23 protein-coding genes, 1 tRNA gene, 1 pseudogene and 1 riboswitch are annotated in these 23,175 nt (G+C 37.8%); of the genes and pseudogenes, 11 read left to right on the forward strand and 14 right to left on the reverse strand.

Annotation, left to right across the window (positions count from 1 at the left end; all coding sequences use genetic code 11):
* Positions 1–108: 108 nt before the first annotated feature.
* Positions 109–348 (forward strand): Parvovirus coat protein VP1-like protein, encoded by a 240-nt coding sequence (locus KO561_RS06575; protein ID WP_231096322.1) that lies wholly within the window; start codon positions 109–111, stop codon positions 346–348.
* 296 nt (positions 349–644) lie between these two features.
* On the opposite strand, the gene KO561_RS06580 is transcribed toward KO561_RS06575, so the two are convergent.
* From KO561_RS06580 to sda (KO561_RS06590), 3 genes and pseudogenes are all read right to left on the reverse strand, one after another.
* A tRNA-Val gene (locus tag KO561_RS06580) sits at positions 645–717 on the reverse strand.
* 207 nt (positions 718–924) lie between these two features.
* Positions 925–1,439, reverse strand: a pseudogene (locus tag KO561_RS06585) (DUF6141 family protein).
* 173 nt (positions 1,440–1,612) lie between these two features.
* Complete coding sequence (gene sda / locus KO561_RS06590) at positions 1,613–1,750, reverse strand: sporulation histidine kinase inhibitor Sda (protein WP_231096323.1); 138 nt, start codon at positions 1,748–1,750, stop codon at positions 1,613–1,615.
* Positions 1,751–2,019: 269 nt separating this feature from the next.
* A riboswitch (cyclic di-GMP riboswitch) is annotated at positions 2,020–2,102 on the forward strand.
* 15 nt (positions 2,103–2,117) lie between these two features.
* Between sda (KO561_RS06590) and sda (KO561_RS06595) the strand changes: the two genes are divergently transcribed.
* A complete protein-coding gene (gene sda / locus KO561_RS06595; RefSeq protein WP_331000836.1) occupies positions 2,118–2,261 on the forward strand; it encodes a sporulation histidine kinase inhibitor Sda in 144 nt (47 codons plus the stop codon).
* Positions 2,262–2,330: 69 nt separating this feature from the next.
* On the opposite strand, the gene KO561_RS06600 is transcribed toward sda (KO561_RS06595), so the two are convergent.
* From KO561_RS06600 to KO561_RS06610, 3 genes are all read right to left on the reverse strand, one after another.
* On the reverse strand, positions 2,331–3,419 hold the full coding sequence (locus KO561_RS06600; protein ID WP_231096324.1) for a TDT family transporter: 1,089 nt from the start codon (positions 3,417–3,419) through the stop codon (positions 2,331–2,333).
* 187 nt (positions 3,420–3,606) lie between these two features.
* Positions 3,607–3,918, reverse strand: coding sequence for a DMT family transporter (locus KO561_RS06605; protein ID WP_231096325.1), 312 nt, complete (start codon positions 3,916–3,918; stop codon positions 3,607–3,609).
* The gene (locus KO561_RS06610; RefSeq protein WP_231096326.1) at positions 3,919–4,260 is read right to left on the reverse strand and encodes a DMT family transporter; all 342 of its coding nucleotides are present in this window, start codon (positions 4,258–4,260) and stop codon (positions 3,919–3,921) included. It lies immediately after the preceding gene.
* 614 nt (positions 4,261–4,874) lie between these two features.
* Here KO561_RS06610 and KO561_RS06615 point away from each other — a divergent pair.
* The 6 genes from KO561_RS06615 to KO561_RS06640 all read left to right on the forward strand — a co-directional run bounded on the left by KO561_RS06615 (position 4,875) and on the right by KO561_RS06640 (position 11,257).
* Positions 4,875–5,726: a VOC family protein gene (locus KO561_RS06615; protein ID WP_231097060.1), complete on the forward strand. Its 852-nt coding sequence runs from the start codon at positions 4,875–4,877 to the stop codon at positions 5,724–5,726.
* 107 nt (positions 5,727–5,833) lie between these two features.
* Entirely contained in the window at positions 5,834–6,373 is a 540-nt protein-coding gene (locus tag KO561_RS06620) for an NADPH-dependent FMN reductase (RefSeq protein ID WP_231096327.1), read from the forward strand.
* 168 nt (positions 6,374–6,541) lie between these two features.
* Positions 6,542–8,497 carry an aconitate hydratase gene (locus KO561_RS06625; protein ID WP_231096328.1) on the forward strand — a complete coding sequence of 652 codons (1,956 nt, stop codon included), beginning with the start codon at positions 6,542–6,544 and terminating at the stop codon, positions 8,495–8,497.
* 27 nt (positions 8,498–8,524) lie between these two features.
* The gene (locus KO561_RS06630; RefSeq protein WP_231096329.1) at positions 8,525–8,701 is read left to right on the forward strand and encodes a hypothetical protein; all 177 of its coding nucleotides are present in this window, start codon (positions 8,525–8,527) and stop codon (positions 8,699–8,701) included.
* A gap of 538 nt (positions 8,702–9,239) precedes the next feature.
* A complete protein-coding gene (locus KO561_RS06635) occupies positions 9,240–10,703 on the forward strand; it encodes a protein adenylyltransferase SelO (RefSeq protein WP_231096330.1) in 1,464 nt (487 codons plus the stop codon).
* 26 nt (positions 10,704–10,729) lie between these two features.
* The gene (locus KO561_RS06640; protein ID WP_231096331.1) at positions 10,730–11,257 is read left to right on the forward strand and encodes an NADPH-dependent FMN reductase; all 528 of its coding nucleotides are present in this window, start codon (positions 10,730–10,732) and stop codon (positions 11,255–11,257) included.
* Positions 11,258–11,324: 67 nt separating this feature from the next.
* On the opposite strand, the gene KO561_RS06645 is transcribed toward KO561_RS06640, so the two are convergent.
* Positions 11,325–12,236: a glutamate biosynthesis transcriptional regulator GltC gene (locus KO561_RS06645; RefSeq protein ID WP_231096332.1), complete on the reverse strand. Its 912-nt coding sequence runs from the start codon at positions 12,234–12,236 to the stop codon at positions 11,325–11,327.
* 156 nt (positions 12,237–12,392) lie between these two features.
* Here KO561_RS06645 and gdhA point away from each other — a divergent pair, with 156 nt between their 5' ends.
* On the forward strand, positions 12,393–13,769 hold the full coding sequence (gdhA, locus tag KO561_RS06650) for an NADP-specific glutamate dehydrogenase (protein ID WP_408004866.1): 1,377 nt from the start codon (positions 12,393–12,395) through the stop codon (positions 13,767–13,769).
* Between the two features lie 103 nt (positions 13,770–13,872).
* Here the strand turns inward: gdhA and KO561_RS06655 are convergent, their stop codons facing one another.
* The 5 genes from KO561_RS06655 to KO561_RS06675 all read right to left on the reverse strand — a co-directional run bounded on the left by KO561_RS06655 (position 13,873) and on the right by KO561_RS06675 (position 19,062).
* Positions 13,873–14,880, reverse strand: coding sequence for a DUF3231 family protein (locus tag KO561_RS06655; RefSeq protein WP_231096334.1), 1,008 nt, complete (start codon positions 14,878–14,880; stop codon positions 13,873–13,875).
* Positions 14,881–15,047: 167 nt separating this feature from the next.
* The gene (locus tag KO561_RS06660) at positions 15,048–16,127 is read right to left on the reverse strand and encodes a GerAB/ArcD/ProY family transporter (protein ID WP_231096335.1); all 1,080 of its coding nucleotides are present in this window, start codon (positions 16,125–16,127) and stop codon (positions 15,048–15,050) included.
* Positions 16,127–16,342: a hypothetical protein gene (locus KO561_RS06665; protein WP_231096336.1), complete on the reverse strand. Its 216-nt coding sequence runs from the start codon at positions 16,340–16,342 to the stop codon at positions 16,127–16,129. The genes KO561_RS06660 and KO561_RS06665 overlap by 1 nt, the downstream gene beginning before the upstream one ends.
* A 7-nt stretch (positions 16,343–16,349) precedes the next feature.
* The gene (locus tag KO561_RS06670) at positions 16,350–17,510 is read right to left on the reverse strand and encodes a Ger(x)C family spore germination protein (RefSeq protein WP_231096337.1); all 1,161 of its coding nucleotides are present in this window, start codon (positions 17,508–17,510) and stop codon (positions 16,350–16,352) included.
* 19 nt (positions 17,511–17,529) lie between these two features.
* Complete coding sequence (locus KO561_RS06675; RefSeq protein WP_231096338.1) at positions 17,530–19,062, reverse strand: spore germination protein; 1,533 nt, start codon at positions 19,060–19,062, stop codon at positions 17,530–17,532.
* A gap of 559 nt (positions 19,063–19,621) precedes the next feature.
* Between KO561_RS06675 and KO561_RS06680 the strand changes: the two genes are divergently transcribed.
* Both KO561_RS06680 and chrA read left to right on the forward strand, forming a co-directional pair.
* Positions 19,622–19,927, forward strand: coding sequence for a PadR family transcriptional regulator (locus KO561_RS06680; RefSeq protein ID WP_231096339.1), 306 nt, complete (start codon positions 19,622–19,624; stop codon positions 19,925–19,927).
* Between the two features lie 18 nt (positions 19,928–19,945).
* The gene (chrA, locus tag KO561_RS06685) at positions 19,946–21,139 is read left to right on the forward strand and encodes a chromate efflux transporter (protein ID WP_231096340.1); all 1,194 of its coding nucleotides are present in this window, start codon (positions 19,946–19,948) and stop codon (positions 21,137–21,139) included.
* 226 nt (positions 21,140–21,365) lie between these two features.
* Here the strand turns inward: chrA and KO561_RS06690 are convergent, their stop codons facing one another.
* On the reverse strand, positions 21,366–21,506 hold the full coding sequence (locus KO561_RS06690) for an IS3 family transposase (RefSeq protein WP_408004845.1): 141 nt from the start codon (positions 21,504–21,506) through the stop codon (positions 21,366–21,368).
* A 25-nt stretch (positions 21,507–21,531) separates the two neighbouring features.
* On the reverse strand, positions 21,532–23,160 hold the full coding sequence (locus KO561_RS06695; protein WP_231096341.1) for a response regulator: 1,629 nt from the start codon (positions 23,158–23,160) through the stop codon (positions 21,532–21,534).
* Between the last annotated feature and the right edge of the window lie 15 nt (positions 23,161–23,175).

Below are 23,175 nucleotides of genomic sequence, written 5' to 3' on the forward strand. Positions count from 1 at the left end.
ATTTCTCTAAAATAACCTATTTTGTAATCGTAGAGGCACACTCCCCAGTCAAGACCCTTCTTCTTTCCATAGAATAAAATAAAAGAATGGATTGAGGAGGGGAGAAACATGGCTTGTTTTGGTAAATATCGTTATTGTGGACCGAATTGTACGGGTCCGGGTGCTCCGATTAATGAATTAGACTCCATCTGTAGGGAACATGACCTGTGCTATAGAACATACGGCCATAAGTATTGTGATCAAAATTTTCTACGTAGAGTCGGACCATTAGGAAAACGTCGATCAAGATTGGGGAGAGATGCCAGATTGATGTATAGAGCCATACAATTAAAATCAAAGTTTTTCTAATACATGAAACCTAAGTTCAGGGAAACTCTGCATAGTATAAACTGTAAAGTTACTATTACTTTGCACTGATTTGCTTTCCAGCGACTATAATATTCTGCATTAATTGAGGGTCTCTCTGGGCTTCCATAAGAAATTGTCCCCCATATTGATTGACTCAAAAATCTCCCATTACTTTATCTTCTACCAAGTATGAGTATAGGAGATCGTTAACTGTATTACGATTCTCAACCTTATTACGTGAATTACTGTCAAAATAAAAAAGCGTCTTATCTAATTGACAGGACGCATTTTTTTTATGATTCCGATTGGGCTCGAACCAACGACCTCCACCCTGTCAAGGTGGCGCTCTCCCAGCTGAGCTACGGAATCATGGTATAAAATTATATCGACAAGTATTAATATAATCCCTTTCCTACCTCCCTGTCAATGCTATTTGTTAGGGGAGTCAAAACAAGAATCATAAAGCAGGAAGTTTTCCCTCCATTTGCTAAACAAGTGGAGGGAGTAGCCGAGGAGACTCTCATTGTTTCAAGCTTTCTTTAATATATAAATCTATTAGATTCTATCACTCTAATACTAAGATTCCTTTGTGAAAGAATTTATTGCCTCTTCTAATTCATCTGGGTTCCGAGTACCAATCACCACTGTTTGCCATTTTTTATGTAACTCCATAGCTCTGTCTCCGCCCATAATATAAGCTGTTTCCCCTTTTAAATTTATCCGAATTCCCCAACCACCAAAACGTTTTAATGGGCTATAAGTGATGAATTCATAGTGGTGTATATCCTTAAATAAAAACGGTTTATAGCGAAGTGAAAAGGCATATATCGAATATACAGACCATCCTCCCGAACTTCTACTATAAGCTTCGTGAAGAATAGTAAAACTATTGGTAAAGCAATGCCAAAAGTGAACCAAAACATAATCAAAATTACATCTGGAAATGGTTTGCTCCCAACAGGGTTTCCTAAAGTAATTTGCTGAATGAACAGATACCAAAAGAAAATAGAAAAAAATAAAGTAAATATCCAAAATAGGAATGAACGTGGTTTTTGAATTTCTCTATATATCACTTTGTTTGGCATCTTTATTTTTAATCCCCCCTTAACCTACAAATCACCCGGCAATCGTTGCCGTTATATTAATTGACAGATAGTAGAATATAACCATTTTACAATAGCGATTATGAACGTATTTCTAGTGTATCATGAATGATGTGGGTATCCTTTCCTATATATCTAATTTACAATTATTATCTATTCGGTTAATATCCTTCCCATAGACTCCCCATAGATCTCTCATTAATTTCTAGTTCTAATAGTTTTATAAATTCTTTCTCTAGAGATAATTTAACCGCATTTTCAAAAGCCTCCATCAACTGTCCATAACTTAGTACATGCATGATAAAAACCCTTTCTAGGATGGTATATAAGTATATTCACTATTTTTTATATTTTAAACTTTTAGGTTCTATAATGATAAGTCCATTTAATCTAAAAATGCGAAATTCACAAGTTTCTTATGACATTTAAAGCATTCTTTAGTCAATGTCACCTCATAGGTATAGTTTCGTCTTTATAGGATGTTTGGCCCATTAGAAAGGGCATTTTCGTATTCATAAAATTTTGTAAAATTCATTGAACCTTAAGAAGATTTGGTCTATTATCAATATAGGGAATCAGAAGCGATGAAGGATTATTTTTATGTGGGCACTTGAATAATCCTGAGCTTGTAGTGCAACCGGCTGAGCAATAGGGGGTTGCGCGTCAATGAGTGGATTGTTGATATTAAGTGATCAGTTATTAATGACAGTTTATAAGGAAGCGGTTTCGCTTGAAATGAGTCAGGATTTTATTGAATTATTGAAAAAAGAAATGGAACGTAGAGGTTTAATGGCCAGTACGGAAAAATAGAAACTAATTATAATGAACCCCCATTCACGACGAATGGGGGTTATTTGCTGGTGAAAAAGGAAGACGAGGCTATTGTACATTTGAAATATCTGTTTCCCGAGAGCGTACGGGAGACTCGCTGAAATTACGATAGATTTGTTCCAAACAAAGAGATAATTCGACCAGGATTAAGGCAATAATTATCCAACCTCCTAATGCTAGGATGAAATGTTCTACTAAATGAAAGGGAGAGGAAGGACTAAATTTTTTATAGGTCAGGGTATAGAACATGGCAAAGGTAAAGATTCGACTCCATTGGGAAACGTTATACGTAAGGATTCCGGCTTTTATACCAATATATTTCACGCGGCTAATTAGTCTGAAAATCTCCATGATTTCAATTAAAAGAAACATAATGAAGGCAGATAGCCATAGGAAATCTACGATATGATAATCCGCATTGGAAAAGAAACAGGCGAGTCCAGTGATTGAAAGAGCGCCGTGTAAGATACAGTTTGTGTTATGCCAATCCTTCTGAATAGACCATGGAAGACGAATATACCGCCAAATTATAAAGAAGGTGCCTATGATGTAAAAACATAGACCTACTCCGATGAGAAACGAACTAACGAGCTTAGGCGTGTTTTCATAGACAGTATTTAGTAATAAAACAATGGACTGTGTACTGACTGTCGTCAAAAGAAGAATCCCATTTACATTCGATAGAACTTGATTTCTTACTAACTGAAACAATGTTCTTAACGAAATAAGGATGTACAAGAACCATAGACAAATATTCAAGTACAAGATGATATGAGAAAGATAGGACAATTCGCTAAAATGAGTATAAATGAGGATTCCACAAACGGATGTACCAGCGACCCAAGTGCCCATTCCAAATCGATTGATGAAATTTTTGTAATGAATGTCTATAAACTTATTGGTAAAGATAGACATTATGAAGGAAAATAAAAAGGAAAACCAGATTGATAATAGAATGACAATGAACACATTTTCTAGTGTCGTATTAAAGTCTATAAAGGACGAGGAAACCCCTTGTATAGAAATGCCCATGGCCATAATAATAGCCATAGATGACGTTTTAATATAAATCTTCCTTCTATAGAAGAAATAAAATATGGTAATACAAATACATAAAAGCAAAGACAAATATAACATGATGACCACCAAGAAGTTTTTTGATTTAGGATTAACTATATGATTATAACATCTCTTTAATTAGAAGAGGGATTAGAAGGCTCTCTATAATGGAAAGCAATAATAAACACTTAAAACTGTAATCAATCAAAAATACAGGATTACCTTTTGGATAAGGTATCCTGTATTTTTATCGTTCCTTTGCCAATTAGGAAATGAGTTTCAATCCTACAGCAGAGGAAAGAATTAATGCAATAAAGAAAATTCTTTTCCAATCTTTAGGTTCCCCGTATAAGATCATTCCCATGATTGTAGAACCCACAGTTCCGATTCCTGTCCAGACACCGTACACGATGCCCATCGGTAGGGTTTGCATGGCATAAGCGAGTAAAGCGAGACTTGATCCAAACGTTAGGATGAGATAAATCAACGCGTCCCACTTTTTCATGGCCATCCTTTTAATATTGATAACCCCGATCACTTCAAAAATACCAGCTAAAATAATTGCAGACCAAGCCATTTACGCCACTCCTTTACTCTTGGATGGCTCATCGGAAACTCTCTTTAAACCGATTACCCCTACAAGGAGTGTCCCGATTAGAAGGACTTTTAATAAATGAAATGGTTCTCCATAAACGACTATCTCCACAATGACCGTACCGGCAGTACCTAATCCAGCAAATACAGCATACAGCGTTCCAACAGGAAGGTACTTAGCTGTAATAGGTAAGAGGACAAAAGTCACCATAATAGCAAATATAGTCATTCCCCATTCAAGAGGACTTTCGGAATGTTTAAGTCCCGCAACCCAAAACACTTCAAAGAGCGCGGCTAATACCACATAAAACCAGTATTTGTTCATTACATCTAACTCCATTTCCATTCATTAAAGCTTTTTTGTGAAATTGCTAATTTTCAAGAGCACTTCGTTTATTTTCTCATTCCCATTGTATGTGGTCAATTTATATAAGTTAGTTGGAATAAAATAGGTATTAAAGTGGTGGTCACCGTCGAATCCAATCAGGGGTTAGTCCTGAATGAGTATTACGTCCAAACACAATTTTTTTCACAAGAAAACCGATTGATTTTACTAAAAGTCAATCAGCTATTTGTTACGCATTTACTGCTGCATCACGTGCTTGGCTAGCATGAAATTTTTTCATTGTAAATCTTGCTATAGGCTGTGCAATCAAAGCTTCAACTCAAAATGCAATGAAGAAATTTCATGACCAGTCATAAATGGTGTTTTGAAGCGGGCTTAAGCTAATTTCTATCATGCCGACCCAAGATTCTATAACTGTAAGGAAAATAGACAGGATTGCATAAGCATACTCCCCCCTCTATTTATAATATAGGACTTTACTATTAGGAGATTAAATTACTAAATCAAATTTAGTTACTTGACAAAACTTACTTACGTAATTAAACTAACTTACATAAAGTAACTAATGGTTAAAGGAGAAGGGAGGAATGGATATGGGCTTTCATAATAAACCAAGTACTTTTGTTGGACATGTGAAAATTAAGGTGGAAGATTTAGAACGTTCTCTTCATTTTTATCAAGAGGTTATCGGGTTTAAACTCCTAGAACAGACAAAAACAACTGCAAAATTGACTACGGATGGAGAAGCGAGTGTACTTTCCATAGAACAACCGGAAGAGGTTGTACCAAAGGAAGGAAGAACAACAGGGTTATATCACTTTGCTCTCCTTTTACCAGAGCGTTCTGATTTAGCTAATATTGTCTTTCATTTTATAGAAAAGGGTGTTCGGATTGGTTCGTCAGATCATCTTGTTAGTGAAGCACTCTACTTATCAGATCCAGATGGGAATGGAATTGAAATCTATATAGACCGTGACCCATCTGTATGGAATTGGAATAAAGGTGAAGTTGCTATGACAGTAGATCCACTAAATTTTGAAGATCTACTTACTTCTGGGAATCAGGAAGAGCCATGGAAGGGTCTACCTGCCGGTACTGTCATGGGACATATACATTTGCATGTATCCGAACTAGAAAAGACGGAGGAATTTTATACGAAGGGTCTCGGTTTTGAAGTGGTTAGCCGCTTTGGGGCACAGGCACTTTTTATCTCTACTGGCAAGTACCACCATCATATCGGCTTAAATACATGGAATGGTGTCGGTGCACCTAGCCCTTCTGACCGTAGCGTTGGATTGGATTTCTTCACCTTAATTTATCCGGATGAGGAAGCAAGAGACAAAGTTACAGATGATTTGATTAAAATTGGTGCAACCGTCACCGAAGAAAAAGGGATTTTCGTTACCTCTGATCCTTCAGGAAATCGGATCTACTTAAAAGTTTAGTCTAAAAGTTAGGAATAGAAGTTGGACGAATACACGTTATTAAAGCCAGTATCAATAATGGATTTTGTAGACAAAATTTTAGAAATTCAACGATGGAGGAAGAAATCATGACTAAAAAATTAAACATTGGAATTATCTTAGGAAGCACTCGTCAAGGACGAGTAAGTCCACAGGTTGGAGAATGGGTACAATCAATTGCTGAAAAGCGTGAAGATGCAAATTATGAAATTGTAGATATTACAGACTTCAAACTACCATTTTTAGGTGAAGAGGACGCACCTGGAATCGCTTCTTGGAATGAAAAACTTGCTAGCTTGGATGGATTTGTTTTTATCGTTCAGGAATACAACCACAGTATTACTGGAGCATTAAAAAATGCACTTGATCTGGCTCGTGAAGCATGGAATAACAAGGCTGCTGGAATTGTAAGCTACGGTTCTGTCGGTGGAGTTCGTGCAACCGAACACTTACGTGGAATTTTAGGAGAATTAGCAATTGCGGATGTCCGTACACACCCAGCCTTGTCACTATTCACAGATTTTGAAAACGGAACAGATTTTCAGCCAAATGACATGCATGTTGACACGGTAACTCAAATGTTAGATCAACTTGTTTCATGGTCTACTGCATTGAAAACCTTAAGATAATGTACTATTTTAAAGAAAAAGCACCGAATCTCAGATTCGGTGCTTTTTCTTTAAAAGGCGGACTTAAGTGTGGATTTTTATCGTTTAAACAATATTTTAATGATGGGTAGCATACATATCCGGATTTAACTCAAAATAAAAGAAATGGAATTAGAAGGAGGACCATATATGGCAATGAATGTGACCCAGAAGTTAATTAAGGACCATCTTGTCTCTGGTGAGATGACTCCAGGTAACGAAATTGGGCTGAAAATTGATCAAACATTAACGCAAGATGCTACAGGCACAATGGTCATGTTGGAGCTGGAAGCAATGGGACTGGATTATGCAAAGACAGAAGCATCTGCCCAATATGTAGACCATAATCTTATTCAGGTAGATAGTAAGAACCCAGACGACCATTTATTTCTCCAAAGTGCAACGAGTCGCTTCGGTCTTTATTACAGCAGACCGGGAAATGGTGTAAGTCATCCAGTCCATATGCAGCGATTGGCTAAGCCTGGTAAAACGCTAGTAGGATCGGACAGTCATACGTGTGCAAACGGCTGTATGGGGATGCTAGCAATGGGGGCTGGTGGAATTGATGTAGCAATGGCAATTGCCGGTGAACCGTTTTATATTAAAATGCCGAAAGTTTGGGGGATAAGGTTAACTGGTGAGATGCCGGACTGGGTTAGTGCAAAAGATGTTATTTTCGAATTACTTCGCCGACATGACGTAAAAGGTGGCGTGGGACGCGTTATTGAATATTACGGACCAGGCTTAGAAAACTTATCGGCAATGGATCGTCATGTTATTGCGAACATGGGGGCAGAGTTGGGTGCTACTGGTACTGTTTTTCCATCTGATCAGGAAATCAAACGATTCCTAAAGGAACAGGATCGAGAAGAAGATTGGATGGAATTGATTGCAGATAAAGACGCTTCCTATGATATCCATGAGGAGATCAATCTATCAGAGCTCGAGCCACTTGTTGCAAAACCGTCGAGCCCTGGCAATGTTGTCTCCATAAAAGAAGTAGAAGGAGAGCCTATTTATCAATCTTATGTCGGTTCCTCCGCTAATCCAGGATTTCGTGATTTTGCCATAGTATCAGAAATCGTCAAGGGGAAACGGGTTGCTGATGGAGTCTCGTTCGATATTAATCCAACTTCTCGTCAAATGCTTACGGACTTGGTACAAGAAGGTCATATTGCTAATCTGCTTCAATCTGGAGCAAGATTACATCAAGCAGGCTGTAATGGCTGTATTGGAATGGGACAAGCTCCAGCAACCGGTCGGAATAGTTTACGGACAACTCCACGTAATTTCCCTGGACGTTCCGGTACAAAGGAAGACAGTGTGTTTTTATGCAGTCCTGAAACAGCTGCAGCATCAGCACTGAAAGGAGCTATTACAGACCCGCGTTCTTTGGGTATGGATTATCCAAAAGTGTCAGAACCAAAGAATCCAACGGTAGATATTAATTTATTGGATAAACCACTTCCACTAGAAAAGGCGAAGCAGGTGGAGCTATATAAAGGGCCAAACATAGCATCTATACCAGAGATGGATGAGCTCCCTAATACATTAGAGGTGCCCATCTTATTAAAAATGGGAGACAATATTTCGACAGACGAGATTTTAGCAGGTGGAGCTCGTGTCTTACCATATCGTAGTAACTTACCTGAAATTAGTAAGTTTACATTCGAAATCATTGATGAGAAATACTATGACAAAGCAATGGAAATTCATGATCAAGGCGGACACGCAATTGTCGGTGGGTTTAACTATGGACAGGGATCAAGTCGGGAGCATGCCGCTCTTGCACCTAGATATCTTGGTTTGCGGGTTGCTTTAGTAAAGGATTTTGCTCGTATTCATTGGCAAAACTTAGTGAATTTTGGTATTCTACCAGTCACTTTTGTAAATGAAGATGATTACAATCAATTAGAACAAGGCGATGTACTTGTATTTGATGAGCTTAAGAAAAAAATACAAGAAGGAAATGAATTCACGATTCAAATAAAAGGAAAGTCTAAAGAAATTGACGTCCGTCATGCATTATCCGGAAGACAAATTGAGATGATGTTAAAAGGTGGATTGATTAACTGGGTAAAGGATCGTCAAAAGAAACACGTTTAACGACTAACTTTTAAAGGAGGAGTAGACTTGGTTAATCGAGATGATGTATGTAAAGCATGTGAAGGTACAGGTATGCTAGCGGATGATGAAGAGTGGCAGTACACTTGTACAGTCTGTGGAGGGGATGGTCACCTTAGTCCAGGAGAAAATCCTACACCAGATAAATATATAAACGTAGATGAAAACAATCGAATCTTAGACTGAGGAGTATAGAGGATAGGACTAAGTGTTTTAATTATAATCCGAACTTTAGTTCGAAATTCTTTTATTAGAATTCGAATCAGTTCGGATTTTTCTTTTTTATTGCAGTAATAGGTAATTTGCGACGTAAGTTCTTAATCAACCTTTGTTTCCTAACATTATTGCAAAATAACTACAATGTTGATTTCCGCTACCGACACGGTCTCCTCCAGGATATTTATCTTCATGCTGTCTAGCACTAAGGAACCTTTCAAAAGCGTACCGGAGGATGAAGGTGCATCCTATAACTGGCTTGTGAGAGATGAACAGAGAATTACATGTCCGTTAGATAGTCCAACCTGGAAAATTGTATAAATAGCGGAACAGATGTCCTTATCATGGACTCAATCATTTCATTACAAGTACGTTACGATATCCTTTATAATTTAATTAAGAATAGAACAAATCAGAAGTTAGCATGTCCTTATCTAAAGTTTCGAATATGAAAAACATACAAGCGGACACTAAATGATATCCATAAAAATACAGAGAAGGTGTCACAATGAAAAAAACGGAATCAGAAAAAATAAAGCTGGAAAACAGCTATACTCAGTTACCAGAAGTATTTTATACATTGCAGGATCCTACTCCTGTCACATCACCTGAGTTTGTAATTTTCAATGCGGTACTGGCGCAGGAACTTGGGTTAGATGCGAAGCTTATACAATCAGAAGAGGGGGCAGCTATTCTAGCTGGTAACCAGGTTCCAGACCATGCTACTCCTTTAGCTCAGGCCTATGCAGGTCACCAATTTGGCCATTTCACGATGTTGGGGGATGGTCGTGCCATTTTACTTGGAGAACACATTACCCCGGATGACAATCGTAGAGATATTCAATTAAAAGGAGCCGGAAGAACCCCCTATTCCCGTGGTGGAGATGGTCGTGCAGCTCTTGGTCCGATGTTGCGGGAATATATCATCAGTGAAGCAATGCACGCTCTAGGCGTCCCTACTACTCGCAGTCTTGCGGTTGTGTCGACTGGTGAACCTACCTATAGGGAGACAGAGCTACCTGGTGCGATATTGACTCGAGTAGCGGCTAGTCATCTGCGGGTTGGTACTTTCCAATATGCTCGGAAATGGGGTACACAGGAGGATCTTCGTGCTTTAGCTGATTATGCCATTAAGCGTCACTATCCGGAGGTTTGGAATCAAGAGAACAGGTATGTATCATTTCTCCGTGAATTGATTAAAAAACAAGCTGTGCTTATTGCGAAGTGGCAGTTGGTAGGCTTTATTCATGGTGTCATGAACACAGACAATATGACTATAAGTGGGGAGACCATTGATTATGGTCCTTGTGCCTTTATGGATGTTTATAGTCCGGAAACCGTCTTCAGTTCCATTGACGTTCAGGGCCGCTATGCATACCAAAATCAACCTTATATCGCTGGATGGAACCTAGCCCGTTTTGCAGAAGCCATTTTACCACTTCTTGATAAGGATCAAGACAGAGCAATCGAAATAGCAAATAAGGAAGTGACTTCCTTCCTTGACTTATATAATCAAAATTGGTTAGCTGGAATGCGAGGCAAACTAGGGATTTTTAATGAAGAAACAGAGGATGAGAAGCTCGTTGAACAACTCCTCGAAATAATGGAAAAAGAAAAGGCGGACTATACGAATACGTTTCGTGGCTTAACTTTTCCTGACAGACAAAAGGATGAAGTGTTTCAAACAGATGAGTTTGCTAATTGGAAAGAAAAATGGGAAGCGAGACTTCAGAGACAAGACGAATCAATGGAAGATATACATTACCTCATGCGTGAGTCTAATCCAGCTGTTATCCCACGAAATCATAAAGTGGAGGAAGCGTTAGAGGCAGCAGTAGCTGGTGACAATAGTGTGATGAATCGATTATTGGATGTCTTGAAAAATCCATACGCACATACTAACGCACAGGAGGAATATGGTAGGCCGCCTGCAACACCTGATCCTGCATACCGAACATATTGTGGAACCTAAAAGAGAGAAGGGGAGGGGAAACTATCATGAAATTATTAGGAGTATCTGGATCTTTAGCCGGATGGAAAACCAATATGGCAGTCCATACCTTTTTAACGGCTGCTAAAGCTATTGATTCAGCCATTGACACCGAATTATTGGACCTACGAGATTTTGAAGTGGAATTAGTACGCGGGGAACCGTTAGCCTATTATAATTCCGATACATGGGATGTGGTTCAAAAAATAGAATCGGCCGATATAATTGTTTTTGCCACACCGATTTATCAAGCGTCTATGACAGGGGCATTGAAGAATGTCTTAGATCATTTGCAGATGAATGCTTTAAAAGGTAAGGTGACAGGAATCATCACGCACGGCCATGTGGAAAAACATTTTCTTGTAGCGGAATATCAACTAAAGCCTATTCTTTCGTACTTGAAAGGATTGGTTCCAACTACGAATATCTTTGTCCATAACGATTCCTATAGTGATGAGAATGAAATTGTGGATCAATACGCCATGGACAGATTAAAAAAGCTTGCGGAAGAAATGATTCAGTTATCCAGAAAATGAAATGCTTTCTTGATATACAATCATTAATGTCGACTCCATAGCCTACGTAAGGCTTTCGGAGTCGGTTTTAATTTTTAAATTCATTTAATCTCTCATACGTTTCAAGTAGAAAATCATAAAACAGCTTTTCTGTAGGGAGTAGCTTTCGTTGTGTAGGGTAGATCACACCGACTGTTCTAGTTAGATTTGTATCAGATAAAGGAATGACTACTGTGGACTGAGGTGTGTTATCAACTAATGTCATTTCCGGCATTAAGGCGACACCTAACCCAGCTGATACTAAGCCTTTTAAGGCATCAATATCTTTTCCTTCAAAGGCGATATCAGGAGAATACCCTGCTCTTTGGCATGCTTGGACCACTTGATCTCGAAACACATATCCTTTCGGAAGTACGACGAACGAATCCCCCTTTAATTCCTGAAGCATGATATTTGGTTGATTAGCTAAGGGGTGATGGATAGGAACGAGTGCAACAATATTTTCGGTAAACAAGTTTGTTCCGCGTACCTTTTTTTCTTTTTCTTTGTCAGGCATAGGTGCCATCATGGCTAAATTATAATCTCCATTCACTACACCATCTATTAAATCCTGATAAAGTGCGTTACTCATTTGGAATTTGGCTTCCGGGTAACGTAAGCGAAAGGCAAAGATAATCGAAGGCAATGTGTGAGCTGCCATACTAATAGGGAATGCAATACGAACCGTTCCTTTTTCGGGAGCTAAATATTCCTTCACTTCCCTTTTGGCTTCATCCATCATGTTTAACGTCTGTTTCATTCTCTCAAAAAAAATCCTTCCTATCGGGGTTAATTTCACTCTTCTACCTTCCCGTATAAAAAGATCAATCCCTAATTCGTCTTCTAAATTGAATATCTGTCTACTAACGGAGGACTGGGCAACGTGCAATGCTTCAGCAGCTTCTGTAACATGTTCTCTTTTGGCAACTTCCATAAAATAGTGGATTTGTCGTAATTCCATCGTCTATGCCTCCATCACTTATGCGTTAAACGCATTGATTTCATCTTTTATTTATATTGAAGCTATCATTTAATAAATTATAAAATGAAATTATTCCAAAAAAAAGTATTTTATAAAGACAACATATTAGCTAACTTAGGAGTTGATTTCGTGAAAGTGCTTGATGACATTAAACAAACTCAAACGCAAAATGTAAAAGATTACGTAAATCATTTATTTAAGAAAGTCAAAAAGCGAAATCCAAATGAGACGGAATTTCATCAAGCAGTAAAAGAAGTTTTCGACTCATTAATACCAGTACTTGTTCGTAATCCGAAATACATTGATCATGCTATCCTTGAAAGAATTGTTGAACCAGAACGATTTATTACTTTCCGTGTACCTTGGGTGGATGATGAAGGTAACGTAAAAGTGAATCGGGGGTTCCGAGTACAGTTTAATAGTGCAATTGGTCCATATAAGGGAGGATTAAGATTTCACCCATCTGTTAACTCTAGCATAATTAAGTTTCTAGGTTTTGAACAGATATTTAAGAATTCTTTAACCAGTCAACCAATCGGCGGTGGAAAAGGCGGGTCTGATTTTGATCCAAAAGGTAAATCAGATTTAGAAATCATGCGTTTCTGTCAGAGTTTTATGACGGAACTTGAGAAACATATAGGACCAAATACCGATGTTCCCGCAGGTGACATTGGGGTAGGAGCTAGAGAAATTGGTTATTTGTTCGGTCAATATAAAAAATTGCGCGGAGCTTATGAAGCAGGCGTTCTAACTGGAAAAGGCATTGGGTATGGAGGAAGCTTAGGTCGAAAAGAAGCGACAGGCTACGGAACCGTTTACTTTGTAGAAGAGATGTTGAAAGATAAAGGTTCAAGCTTTAAAGGAAATACTGTTGTCGTTTCAGGATCTGGAAATGTTTCCATCTATGCCATGGAAAAAGCTGCAGAGTTAGGTGCAAAAGTAATTGCTTGTAGTGACTCTAGTGGCTACATTTATGATAAAGATGGAATTAATCTAGACACAGTTAAACAAATAAAAGAAGTAGACGGGAACAGAATTTACGAATATGTAAAAGAGCATCACGATGCTGTTTATACAGAAGGTTGGACAGGAATCTGGTCTATTCCTTGTGAGATTGCCTTGCCTTGTGCAACGCAAAATGAACTCGATCGGGAGTCGGCTTCTCTCCTAGTAAGGAATGGTCTTAAGGCGGTAGGGGAAGGGGCAAATATGCCTTGCACTCAAGAAGCTGTTGATATCTTTATGAAGGCTGGAGTAATGTTTGCACCTGCTAAAGCTGCCAACGCAGGAGGAGTTGCTGTCTCTGCATTAGAAATGGCGCAAAATAGTGCAAGATTATCTTGGACTCAAGAGGAAGTAGACGGGATGTTACAGGACATCATGAAAAACATTTACCAGGAAAGCGTGAAGGCGTCGGAAGAATACGGTGCTTCTGGTAATCTCATTACTGGTGCAAACATTGCTGGATTTAAGAAAGTAGCCGATGCAATGATTGCTCAAGGAGTTATTTAAGGATCATATTAGACTTTTGCATAAATAAAAAGCCCAGATTATTGGGCTTTTTTAACATTAATTTAAAAGCTGTGCAGTTCTAGGAATGTACCTTAAGGGCTGATCACTGATTCGCAATTTCATCTCGATCATGCGCCAAAGGTGGCTGCTCCAGCCATCCGTGTTTTATCATAAGCTGCGCACCATCCTCGGCATATAAACCCATCTCGGCCATAAGGCGTGAATACTCCACTGCGATATCTCTTCTTTGACTAACAGATAAACCAGCACTTAAATATCCTACTGCCGCTGACACTAATGTAACAATATGAAACATCATTAACTTATCGGAAAACGGTGCAATTGTGGAATCTGTGACCTCTGAAACCCACGATTCTGGGGAACTCAAATCTTCTTTAGTCATGATATCACTAAGCACACCGAATTGATGTTTACAAATTTTTTTTCCTTTTTGTAGATACTTTTGAACTTCTTTTGATCGAGTAACTTGTCCAAATCCAATTTCTAACACAACTTTCACGATCGATTTTTGCATGTTAAAGCTTAGTCCACTAATTTCCATTGCAGATAGTGGTCTTTTCTTTCCAAACCAACCGGCTAAATAGCTTTGATCGTTCACAAAGTCAACCTTACTAGGTCTATTAATACGAGGGGGTTTACTGAGAATCCCTTTATGTAGCATCACAGATATAATACGGTCATATAATTCCATCGTCTCTTTTTGAGATTGGATGAAGTGAGCTCTTTGATCCGCTCGGGCTGAGGTTCCGACTGCCCCAGCATAGCCTGTCATTCCGTGTAATGCCATAACGTGCATGTACACTAATAGGAATGTTTCCGTAAATAAAGCAGGAGCATCAAGGTTTACATCTTCCTTTGTAAACCCCATTGGAATAGGATAATCATCCTGTTTCAAAAATGATTTGATTTTTGGAATATGCGATTCAGCTATCCGAAGGGAAAATTGGAGTATTTCTTTAATACCTTTATCTTGTGTATTCTTAATAGAATGTTTTAGAAAACAAATGGACATCGTATCGTTCATATATTGTGTCCAAAGATTTCCGATTTCTGCTGAAGTGAGTGGAACGTTATGATTAGTGCTCTTCACAAAAAAACCTCCATTAATTTTCACACCGAGTATTATAAAATACTGTTTCTTTCAGATCGGTAACGGATAAAACGATAACTCCCTAGAGGAATATTTCTATTAATATTCCTCTTTTGAGAGAGAGTATGTACGGACTTCCTTACAAATGGCTATTTAACGCAAACAAATCAAGAGACCGAATCGATTTTTGGCTTTTTAAACCTAATCATGATAATGAGGATCACTAGGAAGAACTCCATGACATAGCCAATAATCGTCCAAGTTAAAAAGGTGAATTCTAAATGAACCGTGTTGTTTTTAAATAGGGCGATAGATAAAATGGCAAGGAGCAGACTTAATGGTGTCATGAATAAAGTAGATGTCGTTTCTTTATTTGGATTGGAAAATGTTCGGTGAATACAGTACAAAGTAAGCGCTAATTTACTTAATATAACAGGCATCCACAAAATGACAATTACCAGATCCAGTCGATCCAAAAAGTCGGTCATATTAATTTGTTGAATCATAATGAAGTTTGGGTAGGTTGCATTTGAGACAATATTCTGTCCTAACACCGCAATGCTCGTTATGATTAGGACGAATATCAGGAAAAACCCGATACTAATTCCAATAATTGTTGCACGCTTTATCCCTTCTCTCGCCGCTACATTGCCAAGTAGGAAAAAGAAAATGAGCGACTCTCCCATCCAAGGGAATAGCTCGAAAGAGGATTTACTTAAGTTTGCTACCGTGTCTGTTCCTATAATTGGCATGACGTGAGAAAGATCTACTTCATTGATTAACATAACGGGAAGTGATGCGACCGTAACACCGAGTAAAATAAATTGAACAACTGTAATTCTTGTGATTACTTCGAGACCTGCGGAGCTAATATAGAGCAAGACAACGGATACGAGTAAAGTGGTCATTTCTATAGGGGTGGTTGGTAATAATGCTCTAGTTGTAAAGTCAATAAAGGCACGCAAATCTCTAATATAGACAATTACGAGAAACACTCCTAGAGTTAAATGAAAAATATGGTGCAGCTTTGTCTTCTGAATTGTAGCAAAACTTAATTGTGCTTTGTTTCCTCTTCCGAAACAAACGATCAAAATTACCACCAAAACTGGATAAACAATAAACGGAACAAGCCATGTATTTTGCTTAGAAATCTGCGTTAGAATCTGTGGTAACGTAATTAATGTGGCTGCAAATATATAATTTGCAACAAGCATGGTGAATTGGAACCGTGATATGAACGCTTTCATTAAGAGACCACCATCTTTGTTAAACTTCCAATGTTCGTAATCAAATACTCCGATAGCCCGTTAAGCGAATAAGGGATGGCAAGGATGATAGAACTTCCAGCTGTAAGCAAAACGAATCCATAAATCCATTTTCGTTCTTTTTTTTGGTTGATTTTTTTATGCTGGGTGATGACAAAATATAGTAATACGGAAATTACACCAGCTGTTCCAATCATGGTATCATCATTCCTTTATCGTTATTCCGGGATTCGTCGTTTGCTGAATGGTCGCATTTACGTTCACATCAATCTTCATTTCTTTTAATGTATTTCTCCAGTTATCTGCCCATTTCTTCTCCCATTGTTTATTCACATGCTGAAACAAATACCACCCAAATCCGTAAACATCAATTCCTTCAGACATAGAATGTTCTAATAGTGCATTAATTTCTTGTTTTATTTTCTTCTCCATGTTTTTAACAGCCAATTGATAGTTGGCATCCATATCCAAATCAAGATTTGCTTCATTTTGCATCACTCTCGCTTGGACGTCTATTGTTAAAGAAAACGATGGAGAACCTCCCGAAGTTGTGTAAGACGTTCTTATTTTTTTGTCATCTATGCTTACATTTATTTCACCATCTTCTTTTACAGAAAAGGTGTAGTTTTTTTCGGGTGTCTCTTCAAATAACCAGAAGGCACCTAAGGATTCTTCCTTATTGGCAAAATACTTTAACTTATCATCCTTTAAAATTGCGGCACCGCTAATCATAATTTCATCTTTTTGATCTTCAGGGTATTCGTTCTCTGTCTTTGTCGTTTCCACTATTGGAATTACAGGGTCTTTTCCAGGTTTATCTATTTGGTTCATCACATCTTTTACTGTAATTCCAAAGCCAGACTTGGCCATTTCTCGCATCGTTTCCGCAGAAAACTGTTCAAAGTGCGGAGTAGCGTTTAGTACTTCCATCGCCTCTCCTCTTGTAACGAGGACATATGCGGATAATCTGGATTGAGGTTGCTCGATGACAACATCTAGAGATTTTTTAAACCCACCACGAGCTATATTCTCACCAAATACAAGGACTCTTCGGTGAGAAAAATAAAGCTTTCTTGACATCCTTTGCTGGAGGTCATCGTTGCTTTCTCTTATATTTCTTCCCACTCCAGAATCCACATAGAAAGGGGACTCCCCACCGGAGCCTCCGCCACCACCAGATGAACCGGCTCCACCCATATTTCCTGGTAAAGGAACTTGAACAGACGTCCTTAACTTATTTTCTTCGAGCTTGTCAAATCCACTTGCCGTGACGAATGCTAAATCGTTTACTTCTACACGGTCCCAACACCCTGTTAACAAAAATAAACATAGAATGAGTAGATAGATTCTTTTATATATAGTCATGACCAATACTCCTATTCGATTAGGACTCTTTTTGACTAGGAGAAGGCTGGAGATTGCTTGCTTCTCTTTTTGTATCTTCTTTCACAAATTGTTTTGGACGCCGGTCCATGTCCCACCATGGGACACGGATAAACACGTCTTTTAATTCACTCCATTTTAAAGGGCTAAGCGGTGAGAAATACGGCACACCAAAGGATCTCAATTTACAAAGATGTGTTAACAACACAATCGAGCCTAATACGATTCCAAACAGACCAAACATCCCAGCAAGTATCATGATTGGAAAGCGTAGTAATCGAATGGAAATAGCCATGTTGAATCGTGGTATCGTGAAAGAGGCAATCCCGGTGAGTGAAACGACGATAACCATCGGAGCCGAAACAATACCTGCTTCAACGGCTGCTGTTCCAATTACCAGTGCACCCAAAATACTAACCGCTTGGCCTATTACTTTCGGTAAACGTATCCCAGCCTCTCGAAGTGCTTCAAAGGAAAGCTCCATAATCATAGCTTCAATGAATACAGGAAACGGGATTGCCTCCCTGCTTGCTGCGATACTTAACAGCAGAGTTGTCGGTATCATATCTTGGTGAAAGGATACGACCGCAATATAAAAGGCTGGCATTAATAAAGCGAGGAATAGAAGCGATACCCGCAAAATGCGCAGGAAGACTGAAATATGAAATCGCTGGTAATAATCTTCACTTGCTTGAATGAATTGCCAGAAACTTACGGGCAATATGAGCGCAAACGGTGTACCATCCACAACAATGGAAACTCTACCCTCTAACAAATTAGCCGCTACCGTATCGGGTCTTTCTGTATTTTGAAGTTGTGGAAAAGGGCTCCAAGGACTATCCTCGATTAATTCCTCTATATAACCACTTTCTAATATTCCATCAATCTTAATTTTGTCGATTCTAGATAAGACTTCTTCTACTAATTGTGGAGGAGCAAGATTCTCCAAGTATAGAATTGCTATCGATGTCTGGGTCTCGGTCCCAACTGTTCTAGATAAAACTTTTAAGTTAGGGGAGTGAATTTTTCGCCTTACTAAGGAAGTATTCACTCGAAGGTTCTCCGTAAAACCCTCACGTGGACCCCGAATAACCGATTCCGCATCTGGCTCGGAAATACTTCTGCTTGAGCCGCCCCTGACTTCTAAAACGAGTGCTTGATCCAATTTATCAACTAAAAGAATAGTATTACCGTTAAGAATTTGCTTTATAATCTCTTTAAATGTATTAGCTTCTTTGACAGAGTTTACGGAAACAATCTTATTCTCTATGTACTTAGGGCTTATAGATTCTTCAGATGTTTCCTCTAATAGCTGCTTTATCGCATGAAATTCTATTCGGTTTGAATCAATTAATCCATCTACAAAAAAGAGATAAGCTTTATTATTACCTGATGTTAGTTGTCGGAACACAACGTCTGAAGCGCCTTCAAACTGTTTCTTTAAAAATTCTACATTCTTATCCAGGTCTGTAAAGATAGGTGAATCTGTTGTTTCAGGTAATTTGCTTTTCTTTTTTGTAAAAAATCTCCCCATGAAAGAAACTCCCATCCAAACTTTTTTTGTACGTTTCCCTGAGGGAGAAATTCTATACGGAAGGGTTTGCTTTACTAGAGGGATTCAAAAGCAAAAAAACTCATTTTTCATGAGCCCTTTCCTAAATGTGGCTAACCTTTTATAGCTTTTACATAGCCTTTTGCAACACGAACATTATCGTCGACTTCCGTAGTTTGCATTGCAGCATAATGGGTGAAAAAGCCATTAGATAGTTCAATTTGTAGGCTTGTAAAACCAGGATGCAAATGAGGAAGCATATTCTAGTGCTTTGTTTATTTGCAAATAGCTGTTCGAAAACTTATCAAAAATTTAAAAGTTAGTGTTGATAGTGGGGTGACAATCCGTTTTTTGCTTCATTCACTTTATCTAACTAACCAAGCTTCTTCTAACATTGTTTATTGGGACAAAAGCTTTTATTAGATAAATGTTAAGATACTGTAAAGTTTTAAGAGTGCTCTTGAAGCATTACCATAACATGATATATAATTCCGATATCGAAATTAGATAATGAAAACCGATATTGTTGGAGGTGTTTAATTTGGAAGACAAAGTATTGCGCAAGCTGTTTCTAGGTTTCATACACATACATATTTTACACCATGCCAAGGAACACCCTATTTATGGTGTTTGGATGGTCAATGAACTTAAAGAGCATGGGTATAACATTAGTTCAGGTACTCTTTATCCGATATTACATTCCATGGAGTATGATGGTCTATTAAAGAAAGAAGAGAGAAACGTTGAAGGTAAAATAAGGAAATACTACACAATTACTGATAAAGGGAATGAAGTTCTAATAGAAGCAAGAAAAAAAGCTTATGAATTATTTAAAGAAATAAAATAAATGAGGGAGGAAACACATATGTCTAAACAAAAAACTAAAATTCAAACTCTTTTGGAAATATTATTAACATCAACAAAGTTAGGACTGACTTCATTCGGGGGACCAGTTGCCCACCTAGCATACTTTAAAGATGAATATATTGACCGTCGTAAATGGCTGGATGATAGAACATATGCTGATATTATTGCGATTTGTCAATTCCTACCTGGTCCAGCTAGTAGTCAGGTGGGTATATCCATCGGTATGTTGCGAGGAGGTTTGCTTGGAGGACTTATCTCATGGTTTGGATTCACAGTACCATCGATTATAGTGTTAATTGTATTTGCGCTAATGTATCAAACATTTTCTTTAGAAGATGCAGGTTTCATACACAGCTTGAAGATAGTTGCTGCTGCTGTGGTGCTCCATGCTTTAATTGGATTAGGTAAAAAGTTAACACCCGATAAACCTCGGCTTGCGATAGCTATAGTGGCTGCTAGTATTATGTTATTATATCCATCTGCATGGATGCAGATTTTAATTATTTTAGGAGCTGGCTTATTAGGGTTAAAACTATTTACAGATAAGGCCGATTCAAACGTTCAGCCTTTTTCCGTTAATATTTCCAAAAAGCTTGGATTGACTTCTTTAGGTATTTTAATAAGTTTGCTTGTTATATTACCGTTCTTAAATAGAGTATCTGATAATCCTTTAATTACCATTTTTGATACTTTTTTTAGAGTTGGGTCGCTAGTTTTTGGTGGGGGACATGTTGTATTACCAATGATTGAGCGTGAAGTGGTTCCTACAGGCTTATTAACAGCCAATGAATTTTTAGCTGGATATGGTATGGCACAAGCTGTACCCGGACCATTATTTACTTTTTCTAGTTATCTTGGAACGATGATGGAAGGTATAACTGGAGCTATTGTAGCAACAATTGGCATTTTTCTTCCCTCATTTTTGCTAATTATTGCGGCTTTACCGTTTCTAAATGAGTTACGAAAACGAGCATCTTTCCAGGGCATTTTAATGGGGGTAAATGCTAGTGTGGTAGGTATTTTGTTAGCTGCATTTTATGACCCAGTGATTAACAGTTCCATTTTTAGTACCACTGATTTTGCATTAGGTGTCATCTTATTTGGATTGTTAACTATATGGAAAGTACCAGCTTGGTTAATTGTTATATTAGGAGTTATAGGTGGTTATGTCTTACAATTTATTACGCTTTAATATAATTCTACTTATAACTAGGAGAGGTGGTAGTATCTAGATGTAAAAAGTACCTTTAGTTAGGTCCATTTTATTTTAAAAATGGACTTAACTAAAGAATTAGATACATTTAAAATGTAGCCATTGTGAAAATCCTCACTTTTCCTAAAGTTAAACAGTCAAACATTAAGATATTGAAAAACGCTTGGATTTGAAGTGACCCCAAGAAATTGGACATATAATTTAATTAAGCCGCTGATTGGGCAAGAGTTCTGAATTGTACAGGGCTCTTGCCTTTTAACTTTGATTCTATACGTTTGTTATTATAATAAAACATGTATTCTCCCAAACTTTTTGAAGAGCTCCAGCAAATGTTTGTACAGAACATTAGCTCTAAGCGCGGAACTCCCTGTTTACCCTATAAACTTATTTTCCTTCTGAAACCGGGAAGGTGTAATTCCAGTCCACTTTTTGAACGTACTACTAAAGTGCCGCTCATCGTTGTATCCGATTTTATTGGCTACCTCGTAAATCTTATAATTTTGGGTTAATAAGAGTTTAGCTTTGGTGATGCGGTATTGGTGCAAATAGTCGAGAAAATTTATACCAAGCTCCTGTTTAAACAGCGAGCTCAAGTAGGCACTTGAAACGAACACTTCGTTAGCAACGGATTCTAAAGTTAAGTTTTCTGTGTATCTTTCTTCAATAATTACTTGTGCTCGTTGAACGGTGCGATGAACCGGTTTTTCAACTGTCAATATTTCAAAGACGTTTTGGAATATCTTTTTCAGAATAGAGGACATGTCATCGAATGTTTTCATTGTAGGCATTTTTTCGAGCCAGTTCACGAAGTCATTTTCCCACTCAATTTTGGTGAGTGTTTTTCCTTGTACAAATTTTTGCATCTCGATAATGAGTGTCATAGCCTTAAGATTCATTTGATCCTTATGATAGAATGTGGTTTCCTTTAAATAAATAAGCCAACTCTCCAATTTATCTAAGGCTGCATCGTATTGCTTATTATAAATATCAGTTATAAGTTCATTTTCGAATCTAGAAAGTTCCTTATCATGAAGAATATGTTTGTAATCTCGATCTTCTGTATAGAAAAAGGCATTTTTTTCTTTATGATAATAGTGTTCATCTAAAGCTTCTTTGGCTTCTTGAAACGTTTGATGTAAGTCATCAATGGACGGTTTTGGATTTCCAATCCCCATATATATGGGTAGTTTCAAATATTGCTGAAAGTTCTCCATTAACTGATTTAAATAAGTTTCTAACTTACTAGGCTCATAATTTGAATCTGTGTTGGCCACCCAAACGAGCAGCTCTTGATCAAATAAAACTTCTAAGTTCCCATCATAAAAGGAAGATAATGTTTCAGTTGTCACGTTTAGGCAAGCAAATTTTAAGAGCTCATAATCATCTATATAGTAGGAAGTGGCTTTGGTTGGGAATCGAATAATCCCAACATGCATGTCTATATTAGGGCGGATATTCATTCTTAGCTGTTTTATGATGTCTACTTTATCGTCTGTTCTGGATTGTTCGGGAAAATGAAACCAATATATTAATTTTTCAACTTTATCCAGGCGATTTTTTTTATCCGTGTATTCTTCTAAAAAATGAAGCTGTTGGTTCATTAGCTTTGCTTGCTCAATCCGTTGTTTGGCTCGAAGAACAGCATCTAAAATTTTATCAGGTAGGGCTGGTTTTAAGATATAATCAAATACATTTAAACGGATTGATTGTTTTGCATATTGGAAATCCTCATAACCTGTTAGGACAATTGCTTCAAAGGAATAATCTTTGTTTTTCGCTTGTTGAATGAATTCTAATCCATTCATTTTAGGCATTTGAATATCCGTTAGAATAATGTCTGGGTGTACGGATTCCAGTAACGATAACGCTTCTGCACCATTACACGCTTCTGCACATACGTCGATATTGTGCTTGTTCCAATCAATGGACGAAACAATACCATTTCGGATGGTCTCTTCATCTTCTGCTATTAACAGCTTAAACAGGTGAATCACTCCCATTCTAAAGGCTTATTC

It is taken from the genome of Radiobacillus kanasensis, assembly GCF_021049245.1.
In the GTDB taxonomy this organism is placed as follows: domain Bacteria; phylum Bacillota; class Bacilli; order Bacillales; family Amphibacillaceae; genus Radiobacillus; species Radiobacillus kanasensis.

Excerpts from the sequence above, each read along its gene's own strand:
- KO561_RS06575 (WP_231096322.1), top strand. The coding sequence starts at position 109 with ATGGCTTGTTTTGGTAAATATCGTTATTGTGGACCGAATTGTACGGGT.
- sda (WP_231096323.1), bottom strand. The coding sequence starts at position 1,750 with ATGCATGTACTAAGTTATGGACAGTTGATGGAGGCTTTTGAAAATGCG.
- sda (WP_331000836.1), top strand. The coding sequence starts at position 2,118 with ATGAGTGGATTGTTGATATTAAGTGATCAGTTATTAATGACAGTTTAT.
- KO561_RS06600 (WP_231096324.1), bottom strand. The coding sequence starts at position 3,419 with ATGTTATATTTGTCTTTGCTTTTATGTATTTGTATTACCATATTTTAT.
- KO561_RS06605 (WP_231096325.1), bottom strand. The coding sequence starts at position 3,918 with ATGGCTTGGTCTGCAATTATTTTAGCTGGTATTTTTGAAGTGATCGGG.
- KO561_RS06610 (WP_231096326.1), bottom strand. The coding sequence starts at position 4,260 with ATGAACAAATACTGGTTTTATGTGGTATTAGCCGCGCTCTTTGAAGTG.
- KO561_RS06615 (WP_231097060.1), top strand. The coding sequence starts at position 4,875 with ATGGGCTTTCATAATAAACCAAGTACTTTTGTTGGACATGTGAAAATT.
- KO561_RS06620 (WP_231096327.1), top strand. The coding sequence starts at position 5,834 with ATGACTAAAAAATTAAACATTGGAATTATCTTAGGAAGCACTCGTCAA.
- KO561_RS06625 (WP_231096328.1), top strand. The coding sequence starts at position 6,542 with ATGGCAATGAATGTGACCCAGAAGTTAATTAAGGACCATCTTGTCTCT.
- KO561_RS06635 (WP_231096330.1), top strand. The coding sequence starts at position 9,240 with ATGAAAAAAACGGAATCAGAAAAAATAAAGCTGGAAAACAGCTATACT.
- KO561_RS06640 (WP_231096331.1), top strand. The coding sequence starts at position 10,730 with ATGAAATTATTAGGAGTATCTGGATCTTTAGCCGGATGGAAAACCAAT.
- KO561_RS06645 (WP_231096332.1), bottom strand. The coding sequence starts at position 12,236 with ATGGAATTACGACAAATCCACTATTTTATGGAAGTTGCCAAAAGAGAA.
- KO561_RS06660 (WP_231096335.1), bottom strand. The coding sequence starts at position 16,127 with ATGAAAGCGTTCATATCACGGTTCCAATTCACCATGCTTGTTGCAAAT.
- KO561_RS06665 (WP_231096336.1), bottom strand. The coding sequence starts at position 16,342 with ATGATTGGAACAGCTGGTGTAATTTCCGTATTACTATATTTTGTCATC.
- KO561_RS06670 (WP_231096337.1), bottom strand. The coding sequence starts at position 17,510 with ATGACTATATATAAAAGAATCTATCTACTCATTCTATGTTTATTTTTG.
- KO561_RS06675 (WP_231096338.1), bottom strand. The coding sequence starts at position 19,062 with ATGGGGAGATTTTTTACAAAAAAGAAAAGCAAATTACCTGAAACAACA.
- chrA (WP_231096340.1), top strand. The coding sequence starts at position 19,946 with ATGTCTAAACAAAAAACTAAAATTCAAACTCTTTTGGAAATATTATTA.
- KO561_RS06690 (WP_408004845.1), bottom strand. The coding sequence starts at position 21,506 with ATGTTCTGTACAAACATTTGCTGGAGCTCTTCAAAAAGTTTGGGAGAA.
- KO561_RS06695 (WP_231096341.1), bottom strand. The coding sequence starts at position 23,160 with ATGGGAGTGATTCACCTGTTTAAGCTGTTAATAGCAGAAGATGAAGAG.